This is a genomic window from Flavobacterium sp. W21_SRS_FM6, assembly GCF_052119645.1.
Classification (GTDB): Bacteria; Pseudomonadota; Gammaproteobacteria; order Enterobacterales; family Alteromonadaceae; genus Paraglaciecola.
Window position 1 is genome coordinate 1 of record NZ_JBGQOM010000014.1, and the last position, 17,199, is coordinate 17,199.

The window sequence follows — 17,199 nt, forward strand, 5'->3', positions numbered from 1 at the left end:
TGACCGTCTAGCGCTTTTATTACTTGATGTTTTCATAAAGAAGTCCTCTTTATGTCAACTTATTTCAGGATGGGACAGTGCTACAAAAAAAGCCTCAAGGTGAAAGGCCTTGAGGCTTTTTTTGTTAGTGGGCTAACGTTTTTTCTATGTCAGCAATAAAATCTTTATCGGTGGGTTTGGTGTTTGATGCATAAGAATCAACGATGTTGCCGTCTTTATCCATTAAGTATTTGTAAAAATTCCACTTAGGTGTGGTACCCGACTTTTTAGCCAACATGCGATAAAGCGGATCTACATCATCGCCTCTTACTGCTATGGTTTCAAACATGGGAAATTTTACCCCATACGTTAACTCACACAATTCAGCCGTTTTACTTTCGTCGGAAAACTCTTGTTTAAAATCATTTGACGGAAAGCCTAATACCACTAAACCTTTGTCTTGATAATCAGAATATAGTTTTTCTAAGCCTTCGAACTGCGGGGTAAAGCCACATTTACTGGCAGTGTTGACAAATAACACTGTCTTGCCTTGATAAGCTTCACAAAAATTGACGGTTTCTTGCGAATTTAACTTACGCTTCATGAATTTCAAGAGGTCAGGACATTCAGCTGCTTGGCTGGCACCAGAGCAAAATAGTAGGGCAGCGATAAGTACTTTTTTCATAACAATCCTTGGTGGGTTAAGTGTTGATTACTATATCTAAATAGTGATTTTGGATCAGTCTTAATGTTTTTATTTTTACTTGTTCATTGAGATAAACCTGCCAATAATAGCCCGCTTATATGTTATTAAAATGATCAATTATGGGGTTCTATGCATCAATTAACACGTTGTCTTTTATTGGCTTGCTCTAGCAGCTTACTGTTTGCTTGTGTGGCGAGTCAGACCAACAATCAACAGCGAACAGTAGCACAACATGTCGCCGTACCTCCTGCTATTTTGCCAGCAACCATAAAAGCGCAAACCCCGTCTACCCATGCCACTCAACTGAGTCTAACGCAAATAATGGCCGATCCTGATTGGCTAGGTCGTCAACCAATGTCAGCATTTTGGGCGGATGATAGCCAACATATTATTTATAGCCAAAAGCAGCAGGGCAGTCCGTTATTCAACTTACTGCTTACATCACTCGATAAGCCTAACAACGCAGAAGTGATAACGCTCGAAGAGCAACACCTATTTGCTTACAAAAATCGAGTATTGAGCCCTACTAAGCAAGGGGCGGCATGGATTTTTGCCGGCAATGTATTTTATAAAGATTTAACTGACAACAGGCTCCGTCAATTAAGCAAAGATAATTCAGCACCTCACAACCTGCAATTTCTCATAGATGGTCGAGTGAGCTTTCAAAGCGGCAATAGTTTTATCGTTATTGATCCGCATAACGGTATGCGGGAAATGCACGCAAGTTGGGAGTTTGACGATGCGCCTGTTGGAGTTGATGTAGCCAAAGACTACCTCGCCCAAGAGCAACAAAAATTATTAAAGGTTGTGGCGCAAAGACGAGCGGATCGCCAGAGTCAATTTGTACAAAAGCAACAATTACAACAACAAAATAGGGCATCAACCCCTCAGCCATTTTACCTTGGAAAAGATAAGGCAACAGTAGAGGCGAGTTTGTCACCCAATGGCCAATGGCTGTTGTTAGTTGTGCAGCCAAGCGGCGCCGATCGTGACAAAGGCGATATCATGCCTGACTACATAAATGATGATGGGCGGATAACCAGTGTTGAAGTGCGTCAACGTGTCGCAGATGCGAAACCCGTAGAGCAAAGTGTATGGTTGCTCAATTTATCCCGTCATGAAGCAAAACGCTTATCTTACACAGATTTACCGGGATACAACGACGATGTACTCGCGTCAGTCAAACGCGAAAATGCCGTGGCACAAGGTAAAACCTACGTTGATAATCGTTTACCTCGAACCATCAGATTAATTGATGATTGGTACTGGTCTCAAAGCCCTATTCAGTGGCATTCCCAAGGTAACAACGTCGCTGTAATGCTAGCAGCTGCTGATAATAAAGACAGATGGCTAAGTACTATCGATGTGAATGAGGCAAAATGGCGTGTTCAGCACCGTTTACACGATGATGCCTGGATTAATTACAAAATGAATGACTTCGGCTGGTTAAGCAACAGTGAAACCTTGTATTACTTGTCGGAAGAAAGTGGCTACAGTCAGCTATACCTCAAACCATATAATGATAAGGCGCTTGCCCTGACACAAGGGCGCTTTGAAGTGAGTGAGCCAAGGATTTCAGCCGACGATCGGCATATTTATTTTAAGGCAAATAAAAAGCACCCCGGTATTTACGAAATATATCGTGTGTCTTTAGAGGATAAAACCACAGAGGAATTAACCAATCTCAACGGCATGACTGATTATCAATTAAGCCCAGACGAAAATTCACTACTGCTTACCCATTCAAAATTAACCATGCCACCAGAGCTGTATATCCAGACGATAGGACAAGCTGAGGCTGAGCAAATCACCCACACAGTAAGCCAAGAGTTTTTGGCCATGAACTGGTTAGCCCCTGATGTAGTGCCTATTAAATCGAGTCATACTGAGCAGGCCATTTATGCTCGGGTGTACGCCACGCCAAGAAAAGAAGGAGAGCCGCTGCGCAAAGCTGTGGTGTTTAATCATGGCGCAGGCTACTTACAGAACTCACATTTGGGCTGGTCTGATTATTTCCGCGAGTTTATGTTTCATAACTTGTTAGTTCAGCAAGGTTATGTGGTACTGGATATGGACTATCGCGCCTCTGCTGGATATGGTCGAGATTGGCGCACTGCTATCTACCGACATATGGGTAAACCGGAAATAGAAGATTTAAGGGACGGCGTTAACTGGTTAGTGGATAACGTTGATGTTGACCGGGCAAGGGTAGGGACTTACGGTGGCTCGTATGGCGGATTCTTGACCTTTATGTCGCTCTTTACTGCACCTGATTTATTCCAAGCTGGGGCAGCATTGCGACCTGTAAGCGATTGGGCTCATTATAACTTCGGTTATACCTCTAATATCCTTAATACGCCTGATGTTGATCCGATTGCTTATGAGCGCAGCTCTCCGATTTATTTTGCCCAAGGACTTAAAGTGCCACTTCTCATTAATGCTCCTATGGTCGACAGTAACGTGTTTTTTCAAGATTCTGTGCGTTTAGTACAGCGCTTAATTGAATTAGAAAAGCAGAATTTTGAAACGGCTATTTACCCGGTTGAATCTCACGGCTTTGTTGAGCCTAGCTCATGGCTTGATGAATATCGTCGAATTTTTAAATTGTTCGAGCAAAACTTGTAGCGCCTATCAGGCCTCACTCCTTAAGAGTTGAGGCCTTTTTTATTGAAAAGAGCTGTAATAAAACAACGATAATCAAACCGGCTAAGGTGCCATACAAATGGGCATCAACAGCAACCTTCGCTGCAATCAGATTGGCAACATCTTGACTTGCACCAAAATATTGCTCGTGAGCAACCTTAGCAATAACCCCGATCATTAACAGCCAACCAGTTTTTAACCCGTGTTTAATGTCAAAGTAGGCACCGAGTAAAAAAACGCCGTGCAATAAGCCCGATAAACCCACATACCACTGCAGCGTTTTTGCAAAAAAATAAATGCCTAAGGTCGTACACAAACTGAGTATCAATAGCATAAACAGGTAGTGACGGGCAGTGAAATATTGCCCATGTAAGGCCCATAATAGGGTCACGCCGGCCAAGTTAAGCCCTAAATGATTGGCATTAGTATGCAAAAGATTGCCCGTAAATAAACGCCACCATTCAAACTGCTCAATCTGAAGTCGGTCATAGGCTAAATAATGGCTAGCGGTGGGTTCAGTGAGAAACAATAAAACGCAGACAACCAGCAATACTAGCGGGCCGATCACATATTGCCTAGCAAGGGGTAAATTAAAAGTTAACATAGCAAAATCATTGTTCTATTTTGAGCATGGTAACTAAAATCTCACGCTTTCAATATTAAAAAATCTAGATGTATAAAAACAATTGTATATTTTTACCTTAGTGCCGTGCTCTTGTTGCAATCTATAAGCCTGCTCGTTAGTGTGTGCCTTCGAAACTACAAATATGATGAGGTTGATGTGGGATTACGTTTTCGATTTTTATGCTGTTGGGTATCGTTAATGTTGGTTCAGCCACTTGAGGCTCAACAAAGAGAAGATCGGGAACCGGAAGCCGCCACCGGAAGACAGAGCAAAAACGCTTTTAATGCTAAGAAATACATGGTTGTAGCGGCAAATCCTTATGCGTCGTGGGCCGGTAAAAATATCTTAGAAAAAGGCGGCAGTGCCATCGATGCTGCCATTGCCGTTCAAGCAATGTTAACCTTAGTTGAGCCTCAATCTTCAGGAATTGGCGGTGGGGCTTTTATTCTATACTGGGACAATAAAGGCAAAAAGCTGCATACATTTGATGGCCGTGAAACTGCACCAAAAGCAAGCAGAACCAGCATGTTTATGCAAACGCCTGACAAACCCATGTCTTGGATTGACGCAGTGGTAGGCGGTAAGTCGGTAGGCGTGCCCGGTGTACTAAAAGCCTTAGAATTAGCTCATCAGGATTTTGGAAAGTTACCTTGGCTTCAATTGTTTAATGACGCCATTAATACATCAGAGGGCGGCTTTCGTGTGTCTGATAGACTGGCCACGTTGTTAGCCTTAAAAATTCATCCTGGTTTGTACCAATTCAGAGATTCTTCGGTATATTTTTATCCTGATGGAAAACCTTTAGTAAAAGGACAGTTACGAAAAAACAGTGCGTTAGCTCGGACATTGCTGCATATAGCTGAAACAGGCGCTGATGGGTTTTACCAAGGTGAACTGGCTAAATCCATGGCCAAGGCTGCACAATTTACCACCATTAACCCAGGCGAAATCACAGAGGAAGATTTTGCTCAATATCAAGCGTTAAAACGCTCACCGGTATGTGGCGCTTATAAAGATTTTAAAGTCTGTGGTATGGGGCCACCGAGTTCTGGAGGCATCAATGTCTTGCAGATTCTGCGAATGTTAGAACCCTTTAATTTGTCGCAATATGCGCCTAACTCTCTCGAGGCGATGCACCTGTTTACTCAGGCTTCAAAATTAGCGTTTGCTGATCGCGAGATGTATATTGCGGACACAGATTTTACAGGCTTGCCAATTAGTGGTTTGATAAGCCAAAGTTACTTAAGCAGCAGAGCACGACATATTGATCTAAATAAAGACATGGGACGAGCAAGGCCGGGACAACCTTATGCGATGTTAAAAGTTGGCCAAGATAACGCTTACGAATTGCCCAATACCAGTCATATTTCTATTGTCGATAGTGAAGGAAACGCGTTATCGATGACCACAAGCATTGAATTTGCATTTGGCTCTGGGGTATTTGTTGAAGGGTTTTTACTTAACAATCAAATGACAGATTTTTCCTTAAATCCCAGCTCTATGGGTAAACCAGTATTAAATCGTGTAGAGCCGCTAAAACGTCCTCGCAGTGCCATGAGCCCGACTATGGTATTCGATAAAGAGGGGCAGCTTTTTCTTGCCCTTGGTTCACCTGGCGGCAGTCGCATTATTAACTATGTTGCTCAAACCTTAATAGGTGTACTTGATTGGGGATTAGATATTCAGCAGGCTATCAACTTACCTCATGTCACTGATCGCAACGATTACACTGCCTTGGAAAAAGGGACTATGGCAGAAGAATTGGCAGAAGGTTTAAAAGCCAAAGGCCATCAAGTCAAAATAATAGATTTAAATAGTGGTTTACATGGTATTCAGATTAAAGATAACACTTTAATGGGTGGGGCAGATCCTCGCAGAGAGGGCGTAGCAGTAGGCATGTAAAAATAAAAAGGCAGCTTCTAATTTGAGGCTGCCCAAAGGCTTATTTAATACTAATTTTATCTACTTTCCATTCTTTTCCATCACGAATTAAATCCACAACGCGCATATCTTTGAGGATCTTGCCGTTGAGTTCACCTTCAAAAAAGATAATGACTTTGGACTCTTTAGAAAATTCATTCCGGCCAGCACTACCGGTGTGAGGCGTGATCTTTACCTTATCAAAGCGTAAATTTAGAACATGCCGTTGTGCATTACGGTTGGTATGGTAAGAGGAAATTAAGCGTTTCAAAGTGGGGCTGCTGAGCTTCAGCGCTTCAGTGAGATCATCATCGTGAAACATGTGATCAAAAAATTCAATGGCGGTATATTCAGGCAGGTTAGGGTCCATCATGCCATATTTGCCCATTCCTTGTTTTTTTTCTAAGCCATCACAACCAACGATTGCAGTCAGTAGTAGCATGACTAGGCCTAATCTTAAGTACATGTAAGTAACACTCTTTTTAGTAGGATCTGCCTTGTTTTATAACGAATCACGAAAGAAAAGGGAAGCATAAGCTTCCCTTTGTTAAGTATATCAGCTTTAGGCTTATTGCACGTTTTCGGTTTCTGAAAACTCACCGGCAAAAAGCGGGCTACTTAAGTAACGCTCAGACGCACTGGCCAATATGACCACCACTTTTTTATCGGCGTTTTCTGGCTTTTCTGCCCAACGTTTTGCCGCAACCACAGCCGCACCAGAAGAAATACCCACTAGGATGCCTTCTTCTTTCATTAAACGATGGCACATTGCCATACATTCTTCATTGGTGACCTGTTCTACCGCATCAACCAAGTCTAAGTCGAGGTTGCCAGGAATGAAACCAGCGCCGATCCCTTGGATTTTGTGTGGGCCCGGGGTTAAAGGTAAACCTGCTTTGGCTTGAGTAATAACCGGCGAATCAGCTGGTTCGACCGCGACAGACGTAATGGTTTTCCCCTTACTTTTTAAATAGCGACTAACACCTGTCATGGTTCCGCCAGTACCGACACCTGCGACAAAAATGTCGACTTCGCCATCGGTATCATTCCAGATTTCAGGCCCTGTGGTAAGTTCATGAATTTCTGGGTTAGCAGGGTTCTCAAACTGATGCAAAGGAATAAATTTTTCAGGATCGGAAGCAACAATCTCGTTAGCTGCTGCTACTGCGCCCTTCATGCCTTTAGCGGCTTCAGTTAACACTAAATTTGCACCGAGTGCTTTTAATAGTTTGCGGCGCTCTAAGCTCATTGAGCTTGGCATAGTGAGGGTTAATTTGTAGCCTTTTGCTGCAGCGACAAAAGCCAATGCAATACCAGTGTTACCACTGGTTGCTTCAACCAGTTCTTTACCTTCAGTCAGTATGCCTTTTTTTTCTGCATCCCAAATCATGTTGGCACCGATACGGCACTTTACGCTGAAGCTTGGATTACGCGCTTCAATTTTTGCGTAAACGTTACCACCGCTAACGCGATTTAGTTTGACCAAGGGGGTTTTACCGATGGCTAATGAATTATCGTCGTAAATTTGCATTTTTATTTCCTTGCTATTTTTAGATGAACCCAGTTCAAATCAATTGGAATTTATCACTATTATTGATACGTAATGAGCACAATTCTGTTTTACCATGACAAGATTAAGGCGAAGTACGTAAATTCAAAGTGCTATTTCGCTATATCTTATGGTTAATCATTTGTTAATTTGAATTAGAGGTCATGAATGTCGTTTAAAGGAACCGAAAAATACATCGCTAGTCGCGAATTACAACTCGCGGTCAACGCCGCCATCACACTAGAAAAACCATTATTAATCAAGGGTGAACCAGGAACGGGTAAAACGATGTTAGCCGAACAATTGGCACAAAGTTTAGGAGCGGATCTCATTCAATGGCATATCAAATCAACCACCAAGGCACAACAAGGTTTATATGAATATGATGCCGTTTCGCGTTTACGCGACTCGCAATTAGGCGATGACAAAGTTCACGATATCGCCAACTACATCGTAAAGGGAAAACTGTGGCAAGCGTTTGAGTCAACTAAACGCACCATTTTATTAATTGATGAAATCGATAAAGCCGACATCGAGTTTCCAAATGACTTGCTTTTAGAGTTAGATAAAATGGAATTTTTTGTGTACGAGACTCAGCAGCTTGTAAAAGCCGCGCAGCGTCCCATCGTCATTATTACCTCAAACAATGAAAAAGAGCTGCCAGATGCCTTTTTACGTCGCTGCTTTTTTCACTACATTCAATTTCCAGACGCAGATGAAATGCGAAGAATAGTTGATGTGCATTACCCTGAGATCAAAAAAGACTTATTAAACCAAGCCCTCGAAGCATTTTTTGGACTTCGTGATATCCCTGGTTTAAAAAAGAAACCTTCGACATCTGAGTTAATAGATTGGTTGAAGTTATTAGTAGCAGAAGATATTCCTGCAGAAGCCTTGCAAAATAAAGACGGCAAAAAGTCGATACCGCCTTTGTACGGTGCCCTACTTAAGAACGAGCAAGATATTCATTTGTTTGAAAAATTGGTCTTTATGGCGCGTCGCTAATGTTAGTGGATTTTTTCTTTAAATTACGCGACTACCAATTACCAGTGAGTTTGCGTGAGTTGCTCGACTTACTCGAAGCCTTAGAAAAAGGCGTAATTTTTGCCAGTGTTGATGATTTTTATCATTTGTCTAAGTTGATCATGGTCAAAGATGAAAGTCATTTTGATAAATTTGATCGCGCCTTTGCAGATTATTTTGAAGGCGTTCAAAGTCTTGATTTGTTTGGTAAAGACATTCCTGAAGACTGGCTAAACAATGCCTTAAATCGTTTTTTTACTGAAGAAGAGAAAGCTAAGATTAAAGCCATGGGCGGCCTTGATGAGCTAATGAAAAAACTGCAAGAGCGTTTAGCTGAGCAGGAAAAACGTCATCAAGGGGGCAATAAGTGGATTGGTACTGGCGGCACGTCTCCCTTTGGGGCCAATGGTTATAATCCCGAGGGCGTAAGAATAGGCCAGCAAGGTAATCGTAATTTTTCAGCGGCAAAAGTTTGGGAAAAACGCGAGTTTAAAAATTTATCGGGCGACGTCGAACTCGGTACCCGAAACATTAAAGTCGCACTGAGAAAACTGCGTAAATTTGCCCGCAGTGGCGCTACCGAAGAACTGGATATTCATACCACCATTGGTGCTACGGCCAAAAACGCGGGTTTGCTTGATATTCATATGGTGAAAGAGCGCCACAATGCAGTAAAAGTATTGATGTTCTTTGATGTTGGCGGCTCGATGGACGCCCATATCAAAGAATGTGAGGAGCTTTTTTCGGCGGTGCAAACAGAGTTTAAGCATCTCGAATTTTTCTATTTTCACAACTGTGTTTATGAAGGTGTATGGAAAGACAACAAACGCCGAGAGCGCGAAACCCTATCAGTGTGGGACATTATTCATAAATACGGCCGTGACTATAAAGTTATCTTTGTGGGGGATGCGACCATGGGACCTTATGAAATTACCTATCCCGGTGGCAGTGTCGAACACTGGAATGAAGAACCTGGTGCCACGTGGATGCAACGTTTATTACATCATTTTGAACATGCTATTTGGTTAAATCCTCAATTAGAAGACTATTGGAATTACTATCATTCGATTACAATCATGCGAGAGCTACTCGATGAACGCATGTTTCCTTTAACACTTGACGGTCTGAGCGAGGGCATAAAAAGCTTAATTAAGCGCCACTAAATTTTGGGTAAAACATGCACGTTGAAAACGAAGTCCTTGGGCAAAATCAGCAAGATGAACATCATTTAACCCGCAAAGAAACCCGTCAAATTGTTACGCCTTATGCGTTTCATGTGTCGCCTGAGTTGTTTGGTACTGCGTTGGCACGGCCCATAAAACGCGCTATTGCCATTGGTATTGATGCCTTGTTAATCGCAATGTTATCGCAATCAGCCAGTTTTCTATTAGCCGGTGTGGCGGCGGTAACCTTTTTTCGTGCTGGTAATCGTTTGAAGCTAAAAAAGCGTTTTAATGCTGGGCGCCTCGCACTTAGGTTTATTGCCGCTTCGTTACTGTTTATATTTGCTCTTGGTGTGTTCGATACATTTGAACTAAATCAATCGAAAAATGAGGGGGCGACAGACTATACCGAGATAAGCGGCAAAGAAGCATTGGCTGTGGTGGCAGTGACCACTAAGTATATGCTCTCGGCGAATGCCCTAGTAGAAAAAGTAGACTCAGGTGAATGCCCTAATACGTATTTGTGTTGGCAGTCCTTAGGTAATGACTTAGTTGAATCGCTTATTGAGTTAGCCTTACCCGAAAAAGAAGCGCTCGATATACTAGAAGGTTTACTCGACATGGCTGAGAAGCAACTTTCTGCACAAGAAAAAAGTGCGATGTTAAGACAATGGCAAGATCAACTTAAGTTTCAAGAAGCTGAACTTGATAATAAATTAGTGAATAAAAGTGCAGGTCAAATGCCTGCTGAGTCTCTTGCATCCGACCAAGCGGTGCCTACGCCAGAAGACGAGAGTGACGCCACAAACGAGCAAAAAGAACCCAGTATTTTGGCTTGGTTTGAAGGCATCATGGAAGATTTGGGCTTAGGCTTTGGTTGGGCAGCGTTTTATTTTTCTATTTTTACCGCATGGCTTCGTGGGCAAACGCCGGGCAAAAAGTTATTGGGTATTAAAGTCATTAAACTTGACGGTAAAGAGCCCAATCTTTGGGAAAGCTTTGGCCGTTATGGTGGCTACGGGGCGGGTTTTGCCACCGGTTTGCTAGGGTTTTTACAAGTGTATTGGGATCCAAATCGTCAAGCCATACAAGATAAAATATCTCATACCGTCGTGATCGATTTACGTATTGCTAAAATCGACTTTATTCCTGAAAATCAGTCAGCATAACTATTAGTGAATTATGGCAAATCAATTAGATAAACTCCTTGGCCATTGGCTGCCTCAAAGAGATGCTCAACAATGGGTATTGGCTACCATAATAAACACCGAAGGCTCTTCATATCGTAAAGCTGGCGCCATGATGATGATTAACGACCTTGGCCAATATTTTGGCATGTTAAGCGGTGGTTGTTTAGAGTCTGACATCATGCGACAAGCAAGACGCTGTTGGGATAATGCCCAAAATCGTATTGTTAAATATGACATGCGCGAAGAAGAAGATTTAGCATGGCAACTTGGTATAGGCTGTGGAGGGATGGTCGAAATTCTTCTGCAACCTGTGAGTCAGGCAAATGATTACCTGCACTTACATACTCTTTATGGCTTACTGCAAAATAATCAAGCCGGCACCTATGTGCAGCGTATTGATCAAGCAAAACCTTATAATCAATTAAGCGAGGCCTTGACTCAAGATGCGCTTAAAAATAGTGGTATTCAGCAAATTGACAATGAACGCTATTTTTCGCAAACCATCCGCAGTGCCTATTTCTTAGCTATTTTTGGCGCAGGGGTGGATGCCCGTCCTGTAGTAGCAATGGCCGCCGCCCTCGGTTGGCAAGTGCTATTGCTCGACCCTCGCAGCGGTTACGCACGAGAGGGGTATTTTAACGACGCGCAGCACATTATTAGGCAACCATTCGAAGAACTGAGCCAGGCAAGATGGTTGCAACAAATAGACGCCGCTTTAGTACTGACCCATAACATTAAATTAGATGCACAAGCCCTCAGTTTGTTGCAGCACAGTGCGGCCAGTTATGTGGGATTATTAGGGCCTTTACATCGAACCGAACGGGTTCTTGCGCACGCTAGGTTATCTAAACAACATTTACACTATCCTTTGGCGAATCCGGTTGGTTTGCGCTTAGGCGGTGAGTTACCAGAATCAATTGCCTTGTCTATGTTGTCTGAGGTGCATGCCTTCTTAGAAAAAACGGACGCACAATCTATTAGCCGCATAGTAAAGCCATGACATTACACACAGTCATTTTAGCTGCGGGTAGCAGTCAACGCTTTTTCGGCATCAAACAATTGGCCGAAATTAAGGGGCTGAGCCTGCTTGAACATAGTATTAACTGTTATAAAACAGCCCTTGGTTACCTTGCACAACGTGGTGCTTTTACGATTGTGGTTGGGGCTAACCAAGACAAAATAATTGCGGCCGTCGGGCAGAATATTGAGTGTTATTATGCGCCTAACTGGTCCTTAGGAATGGGCCATAGTTTGGCTGATTTTATCAAAAACGTCGTACCTACAAGCACTCATGTATTAGTAGGTTTGGCAGATCAAATTGCATTGCAAAGTGAAGACATTCAACGATTAATAAAAGTACATCAAGAATTTCCTGAGGCTATTATCAGTGCCCGCTACAATAATGTAGTGGGCGCCCCGTGTATTTTTCCGAGGAGCTATTATATTCATTTATCTGAGTTACGAGGTGACAAGGGGGCAAAAAGTGTTCTCGAACATTTTGCCAATCATGTTGTGACGGTAGATATCCCCAATGCCCAGTTTGACGTTGATACTCCAGATGATTTTAAAAAAGCTAAAACGTTGGCCCAGTTTAAAGCTTAGGCTCAGCTAAATAGACAATGGCCGAGTCAATAATGCAGAAAATTAACCTTTTAAACTTTAAATTAATGTTATGCGCCACATATAAGGTGAATGAAAAAATATAGCCGTTTTCGTCAAAGTATTATAGTTAGCTCGCTACTGGTATCGTTACTATGGTGCTTAAAATCTGCTGAAATACTGTTTCATTGGCCGTTGTATTGGATGGGTCTTAGACCTCTTGACGTGTCTGGGTTGCTGGGTATTTTAACTGCGCCCTTGGTGCATGGATCGCTTGAGCATTTGTTTAATAACACCTTGCCGCTGATTATTATGGGGACCATGCTTGCGCTAGGCTACCCCAAAGTATGGGCCAGAGTGTTAGCGCTTATTTGGTTGGTTTCTGGCTTTGGTGTGTGGCTGTTTGCCAGAGAGGCTAACCATATCGGAGCAAGTGGTATCGCCCATGGCTTGTTCTTTTTTATATTGGTGGCCAGCATATTTCGCCGAGATAAGAGCTCTGTTGCTATTATGATGATAGTATTTTTGCTGTATGGCGGAATGACGATGACGATATTTCCGCGAGAAGAATACATCAGTTTTGAATATCACTTTTTTGGCGCGCTGGCAGGTGCGATAGCTGCTTTGCTGTGGCGAAATGTTGACCCTCTGCCACCTGTGAAGCGTTACCGCTGGGAAGTCATTCAAGAAGATGATCCTATTATCGGCGATGAGTGGCAAGTAGAAAGTCAGCAAGCTGAGCGGCAAGACATTTCTGCACGGCTTGGACCACACTAACTGACTAACACAATAAGGAAGGTCGCTTTGGACCAACAAGCAGAATTTAGTTTATTGATCCGTGTACGCTATGCTGAGTGTGATGCACAGCAAGTGGTATTCAATGCTCGCTATGGTGATTATGTCGATTTGGCGATTACCGAATATATGCGGTACAAAATCGGTGGGTTTCAAAAACTATTAGAACGAGGGCTAGATAATCAAGTGGTTAATCTAACAATCGATTTTCGCTCGTCTGCGGTTTTCGATGATGTGCTTGAATTGCGAGTCATTCCCATCAAATTTGGTCATACTTCTTATCGTTATTCTGTCACGATACGCCAGTTTGCTACTTTACAAACTGTAGTAGAAGCACAGGTAACCTATGTATTGGTTGACGCAAAAACCTTTCAAAAAACACCATTAACACCTTGGTTAATTGAGCAACTAAGTCGTGAAGCCCCACCAATACAGGTTAATCAAGCAGGCATTGACCTCACTTAATTCACTTAAAGAATGCTCCCGCAAGTGGCTCGATACTCCCCGAGTTGGACACGGACTTTTTAAACGTTCGCGGTTTATAAACAGGGTCAAATCGTTAACATAATCTGAGTAATTTAACTGAATACGTATGCAAAATGTTGTTGAAGAACAGTCATAACGGGTAGTCTAGCGACTATTTGCTGTTACCGAATATTAACAATACGTTTACGTTGCTGATACTCAGCGCTCATTCATTGCTATTATCACAGTTAACACCTACTTTTCAGCGCCTGATAAAGGCGTATTCACCTAGATTTCAATAATCAGAGAAATATAAATGAATAAGTCACAACCCACATTGAATTTTTGGCAAATTTGGAACATGTGTTTTGGTTTTATGGGTATTCAGTTTGGCTTTGCATTGCAAAACGCTAACGTCAGTCGAATTTTTGAAACCCTTGGCGCTGACTACAACAATATGGCTGTACTGTGGGTAGCGGCACCTATTACTGGGTTGATTATCCAGCCCATCATAGGTTACTTCAGTGATAAAACGTGGAACCGCTTGGGCCGTCGCCGTCCTTATTTCTTGTTTGGTGCCATTGCTGCAAGTTTAGCGTTGTTTATTATGCCTAACTCTCCGGCGTTGTGGGTTGCGGCCGGTATGTTATGGATAATGGACGCGTCGATTAATGTTTCAATGGAGCCTTTTCGGGCTTTTGTTGGTGATATGTTGCCTAAAAAGCAGCGTCCACTGGGTTATGCAATGCAAAGCTTTTTCATTGGGGTAGGAGCGGTAGTAGCGTCGTCTTTGCCGTGGATGATGACAAATTGGTTTGATGTGTCCAATGTGGCGCAAGCTGGCCTTATTCCAGACTCAGTGAAATACTCATTTTATGCCGGTGGCACCATATTTTTTCTGTGTGTTGCTTGGACGGTGTATTCAACAAAAGAGTATTCACCAGAAGAATTGGCTGAATTTGAGCAGGCAGAAGTTGACAAGGGTCTTGGTGCACAAGTGGTAGAAAATATTCGCTCGCCAGCCAGTTACCTCAAGGGCGGAGCGATATTTACTCTCCTTGGTCTTATTTTAGCGCTAGTTATTGCCGTTAATATTGAGCGTCTCGATAAAAATTTGTATATCGCTGCGGGCATGTTAGTCGCTTTTGGTGTGTGTCAGTTGCTGGCAGGATGGTTTGCTAAGAGGCAATCGACCGCTAACGGTTTTTCAGAAGTCATGAATGATTTGTTTGCAATGCCTGTTGCCATGCGTCAGCTTGCCGTGGTGCAATTTTTTTCGTGGTTTGCTTTTTTCGCAATGTGGATTTACATGACATCCGGTGTTGCTTCGTTTCATTTTGGTAGTAAAGACCCAAGTTCATTAGCCTATAATGAGGGCGCTGACTGGGTGGGAGTGCTTTACGCCGTTTATAACGGTACCTCTATTTTTGCAGCGATTTTAATTCCTATCATTGTAAAATTAACTAACTTACGTTTCGCCCATCTGATTAACCTTGGGTTAGGCGGTCTAGGCTTCATTTCTTTTCTGATTATTCGCGATCCTAATTGGTTAGTGCTCTCCATGGTAGGCGTCGGTTTTGCTTGGGCCTCAGTGTTGTCGGTTCCTTATGCGTTATTATCGAATGCATTACCCATTAAAAAGCTCGGCGTTTATATGGGTATCTTCAACTTTTTTATCGTTATCCCACAAATACTAGCAGCCAGCATACTGGGTTTTTTAGTCACTAAAGTATTTAACAATGAGCCTATTTATGCCCTGGTTGTCGGTGGTTGCAGTATGTTGATTGCAGGTTTGATGACATTACGTGTACAAGTGCCAACTGAAGGTTAAGGAAAAATGATGCAGCAAAGACACACAAAAAAATTAGCACTGGCCATTTCATTGGTATTAAGTGCCTGTACAACGACTACGCGAACGAGCACTACGCTGGCACCTCAGGAGTTTTATGGTTCAAGTCAGCCATTTACCAAAGAAGCCGTGTATTTTGTGATGACTGATCGATTTGTTGACGGTGATCCAAGTAACAATCACCCGCAACAGGGTGGTAAATATCCTACTTTTGGTTTGCCCTTAAGCAACGAGAGTGGCGACATAGCCTATGTGGGTTATATGGGCGGGGATTTACAAGGTGTATTAAATAATGCTGCCTACATCAAAGATATGGGGTTTACCGCTGTGTGGTTAACACCAATTTTAGATAACCCTGATGAAGCTTTTAGTGGTGGTGAACCAATCACGTTTGGTGGTGCATTTAAAGATGGTGGTAAAACCGGTTATCACGGTTATTGGGCCAATAACTTTTATCAGATGGACGAGCATTTAGGCTCGCCTGGCTTGGACTACAAAGCCTTTACTCAACAAATGCGTGAAAAATTTGGTTTAAAATCCGTATTAGACATAGTTGCTAATCACGGCACGCCTTCCTTTGATATGCCTGAGGATCAAGCAAAATTTGGCGAATTGTATGATAGGGATGGCAAATTGGTGGCGGACCATCAAAATCTGCCCCCAGAGGCACTTGACCCAGCTAAGCCCTTGCATGACTTTTTTCACAAGTTTCCTGATATCCTGCAGTTATCAAACTTAGATGAAAGTAATGCCCAAGTACAAGACTATCTGATTAACTCATATTTATATTGGATAGAGCAGGGCGCAGATGCATTTAGAATAGACACGATTCGTCATGTACCACATGCATTTTGGCGACTGATGTCCGATAGGATCAGAGCAAAATACCCTAACTTTTATATGTTTGGTGAAAGTTTTAATTACGATGCAAATTTTATTGCTCAGCATACTTTGACTAAAAATGGAGCAATTAGTGTATTGGATTTTCCGCAACAAAAAGCCATTGTGTCAGTGTTTGAAAATCCAGACAGCGATTTTGCAGAATTAGAAAAAGTCCTGTATTTAACCCATGGTCCCTACGAAAACCCTTATGAATTAACCACGTTTTATGACAATCATGACATGCCTCGGATGAATGCCTCTGATGAGGGTTTCATTGATGCGAATAATTGGTTGTTCACGAGTCGCGGTATTCCAGTGGTGTACCAAGGCTCTGAGCTTGGCTTTATGCGCGGTAAAGCGGAGCATCAAGGTAATCGTAACTACCTTGGTCAAGCTAATATTGAATTGGCCAAACAGCACCCGATTCATCATGCCTTAAGCCGTGTCGCCAACTTGCGTAAAAACATACCTGCGTTACAAAACGGTTTACAGGTCAATATTGAGCTTGCGGGTAACAAAGCGGCATTCTACCGCGTCTTGGTAAAAGAGGGGGTTTCACAAGTTGCCTTAGTGTTGTTGAATAAAGGCGACACCGCTGCGGAATTTAGCGTCAAAAAGGCCTTGCAGCAGGGTGTATGGTATCGCCAATCATCAGATGAAAAACGTAGTATCAGTGACCGCCAAGACACCTTAAACAGCAGTGTCGGGCCTCATGATGTGCAAGTATGGCTATATAAGGGTGAGCTGACGCAAGAAGCATTACTCACAGAGTTAAGTGCGCTAATGCGTTATAAGTAGGAAAAGTGGCGCG

At 42.7% G+C, this 17,199-nt stretch carries 15 protein-coding genes; 11 read left to right on the forward strand and 4 right to left on the reverse strand.

Annotation, left to right across the window (positions count from 1 at the left end; genetic code table 11):
• Positions 1-124 precede the first annotated feature (124 nt).
• The gene (locus ACEN2L_RS18540; RefSeq protein WP_441745593.1) at positions 125-664 is read right to left on the reverse strand and encodes a glutathione peroxidase; all 540 of its coding nucleotides are present in this window, start codon (positions 662-664) and stop codon (positions 125-127) included.
• 150 nt (positions 665-814) lie between these two features.
• Between ACEN2L_RS18540 and ACEN2L_RS18545 the strand changes: the two genes are divergently transcribed.
• Positions 815-3,310: a prolyl oligopeptidase family serine peptidase gene (locus tag ACEN2L_RS18545; RefSeq protein ID WP_441745595.1), complete on the forward strand. Its 2,496-nt coding sequence runs from the start codon at positions 815-817 to the stop codon at positions 3,308-3,310.
• A 13-nt stretch (positions 3,311-3,323) separates the two neighbouring features.
• On the opposite strand, the gene rrtA is transcribed toward ACEN2L_RS18545, so the two are convergent.
• The gene (rrtA, locus tag ACEN2L_RS18550) at positions 3,324-3,932 is read right to left on the reverse strand and encodes a rhombosortase (RefSeq protein ID WP_441745597.1); all 609 of its coding nucleotides are present in this window, start codon (positions 3,930-3,932) and stop codon (positions 3,324-3,326) included.
• Positions 3,933-4,151: 219 nt separating this feature from the next.
• Here rrtA and ggt point away from each other — a divergent pair, with 219 nt between their 5' ends.
• On the forward strand, positions 4,152-5,855 hold the full coding sequence (gene ggt / locus ACEN2L_RS18555) for a gamma-glutamyltransferase (protein ID WP_441745598.1): 1,704 nt from the start codon (positions 4,152-4,154) through the stop codon (positions 5,853-5,855).
• Positions 5,856-5,895: 40 nt separating this feature from the next.
• Here the strand turns inward: ggt and ACEN2L_RS18560 are convergent, their stop codons facing one another.
• Positions 5,896-6,339 (reverse strand): hypothetical protein, encoded by a 444-nt coding sequence (locus tag ACEN2L_RS18560; RefSeq protein WP_306020491.1) that lies wholly within the window; start codon positions 6,337-6,339, stop codon positions 5,896-5,898.
• Between the two features lie 102 nt (positions 6,340-6,441).
• Positions 6,442-7,404: a cysteine synthase A gene (cysK, locus tag ACEN2L_RS18565; protein ID WP_306020492.1), complete on the reverse strand. Its 963-nt coding sequence runs from the start codon at positions 7,402-7,404 to the stop codon at positions 6,442-6,444.
• Positions 7,405-7,590: 186 nt separating this feature from the next.
• Between cysK and ACEN2L_RS18570 the strand changes: the two genes are divergently transcribed.
• The 9 genes from ACEN2L_RS18570 (at position 7,591) to ACEN2L_RS18610 (ending at position 17,186) form a co-directional block, all read left to right on the forward strand.
• A complete protein-coding gene (locus tag ACEN2L_RS18570) occupies positions 7,591-8,427 on the forward strand; it encodes an AAA family ATPase (protein ID WP_306020493.1) in 837 nt (278 codons plus the stop codon).
• Positions 8,427-9,608 carry a vWA domain-containing protein gene (locus tag ACEN2L_RS18575; RefSeq protein WP_306020495.1) on the forward strand — a complete coding sequence of 394 codons (1,182 nt, stop codon included), beginning with the start codon at positions 8,427-8,429 and terminating at the stop codon, positions 9,606-9,608. Before ACEN2L_RS18570 ends, ACEN2L_RS18575 begins: the two co-directional genes overlap by 1 nt.
• Positions 9,609-9,622: 14 nt before the next feature.
• Positions 9,623-10,777: an RDD family protein gene (locus ACEN2L_RS18580; protein ID WP_441745601.1), complete on the forward strand. Its 1,155-nt coding sequence runs from the start codon at positions 9,623-9,625 to the stop codon at positions 10,775-10,777.
• Positions 10,778-10,790: 13 nt separating this feature from the next.
• The gene (locus ACEN2L_RS18585) at positions 10,791-11,798 is read left to right on the forward strand and encodes an XdhC family protein (protein ID WP_441745602.1); all 1,008 of its coding nucleotides are present in this window, start codon (positions 10,791-10,793) and stop codon (positions 11,796-11,798) included.
• A complete protein-coding gene (locus tag ACEN2L_RS18590) occupies positions 11,795-12,400 on the forward strand; it encodes a nucleotidyltransferase family protein (RefSeq protein ID WP_441745604.1) in 606 nt (201 codons plus the stop codon). The genes ACEN2L_RS18585 and ACEN2L_RS18590 overlap by 4 nt, the downstream gene beginning before the upstream one ends.
• 90 nt (positions 12,401-12,490) lie before the next feature.
• Positions 12,491-13,174 (forward strand): rhomboid family intramembrane serine protease, encoded by a 684-nt coding sequence (locus tag ACEN2L_RS18595; RefSeq protein ID WP_441745605.1) that lies wholly within the window; start codon positions 12,491-12,493, stop codon positions 13,172-13,174.
• Between the two features lie 27 nt (positions 13,175-13,201).
• Positions 13,202-13,657, forward strand: coding sequence for an acyl-CoA thioesterase (locus ACEN2L_RS18600; RefSeq protein WP_441745607.1), 456 nt, complete (start codon positions 13,202-13,204; stop codon positions 13,655-13,657).
• A 316-nt stretch (positions 13,658-13,973) separates the two neighbouring features.
• Positions 13,974-15,488 (forward strand): MFS transporter, encoded by a 1,515-nt coding sequence (locus tag ACEN2L_RS18605; protein WP_441745609.1) that lies wholly within the window; start codon positions 13,974-13,976, stop codon positions 15,486-15,488.
• A gap of 6 nt (positions 15,489-15,494) precedes the next feature.
• On the forward strand, positions 15,495-17,186 hold the full coding sequence (locus ACEN2L_RS18610; protein ID WP_441745611.1) for an alpha-amylase family glycosyl hydrolase: 1,692 nt from the start codon (positions 15,495-15,497) through the stop codon (positions 17,184-17,186).
• The last annotated feature ends 13 nt before the right edge of the window (positions 17,187-17,199 follow it).

Coding starts and splice junctions, on each gene's coding strand:
- ACEN2L_RS18540 (WP_441745593.1), bottom strand. CDS start 664: ATGAAAAAAGTACTTATCGCTGCCCTACTATTTTGCTCTGGTGCCAGC.
- ACEN2L_RS18545 (WP_441745595.1), top strand. CDS start 815: ATGCATCAATTAACACGTTGTCTTTTATTGGCTTGCTCTAGCAGCTTA.
- rrtA (WP_441745597.1), bottom strand. CDS start 3,932: ATGTTAACTTTTAATTTACCCCTTGCTAGGCAATATGTGATCGGCCCG.
- ggt (WP_441745598.1), top strand. CDS start 4,152: ATGTTGGTTCAGCCACTTGAGGCTCAACAAAGAGAAGATCGGGAACCG.
- ACEN2L_RS18560 (WP_306020491.1), bottom strand. CDS start 6,339: ATGTACTTAAGATTAGGCCTAGTCATGCTACTACTGACTGCAATCGTT.
- cysK (WP_306020492.1), bottom strand. CDS start 7,404: ATGCAAATTTACGACGATAATTCATTAGCCATCGGTAAAACCCCCTTG.
- ACEN2L_RS18570 (WP_306020493.1), top strand. CDS start 7,591: ATGTCGTTTAAAGGAACCGAAAAATACATCGCTAGTCGCGAATTACAA.
- ACEN2L_RS18575 (WP_306020495.1), top strand. CDS start 8,427: ATGTTAGTGGATTTTTTCTTTAAATTACGCGACTACCAATTACCAGTG.
- ACEN2L_RS18580 (WP_441745601.1), top strand. CDS start 9,623: ATGCACGTTGAAAACGAAGTCCTTGGGCAAAATCAGCAAGATGAACAT.
- ACEN2L_RS18585 (WP_441745602.1), top strand. CDS start 10,791: ATGGCAAATCAATTAGATAAACTCCTTGGCCATTGGCTGCCTCAAAGA.
- ACEN2L_RS18590 (WP_441745604.1), top strand. CDS start 11,795: ATGACATTACACACAGTCATTTTAGCTGCGGGTAGCAGTCAACGCTTT.
- ACEN2L_RS18595 (WP_441745605.1), top strand. CDS start 12,491: ATGAAAAAATATAGCCGTTTTCGTCAAAGTATTATAGTTAGCTCGCTA.
- ACEN2L_RS18605 (WP_441745609.1), top strand. CDS start 13,974: ATGAATAAGTCACAACCCACATTGAATTTTTGGCAAATTTGGAACATG.
- ACEN2L_RS18610 (WP_441745611.1), top strand. CDS start 15,495: ATGATGCAGCAAAGACACACAAAAAAATTAGCACTGGCCATTTCATTG.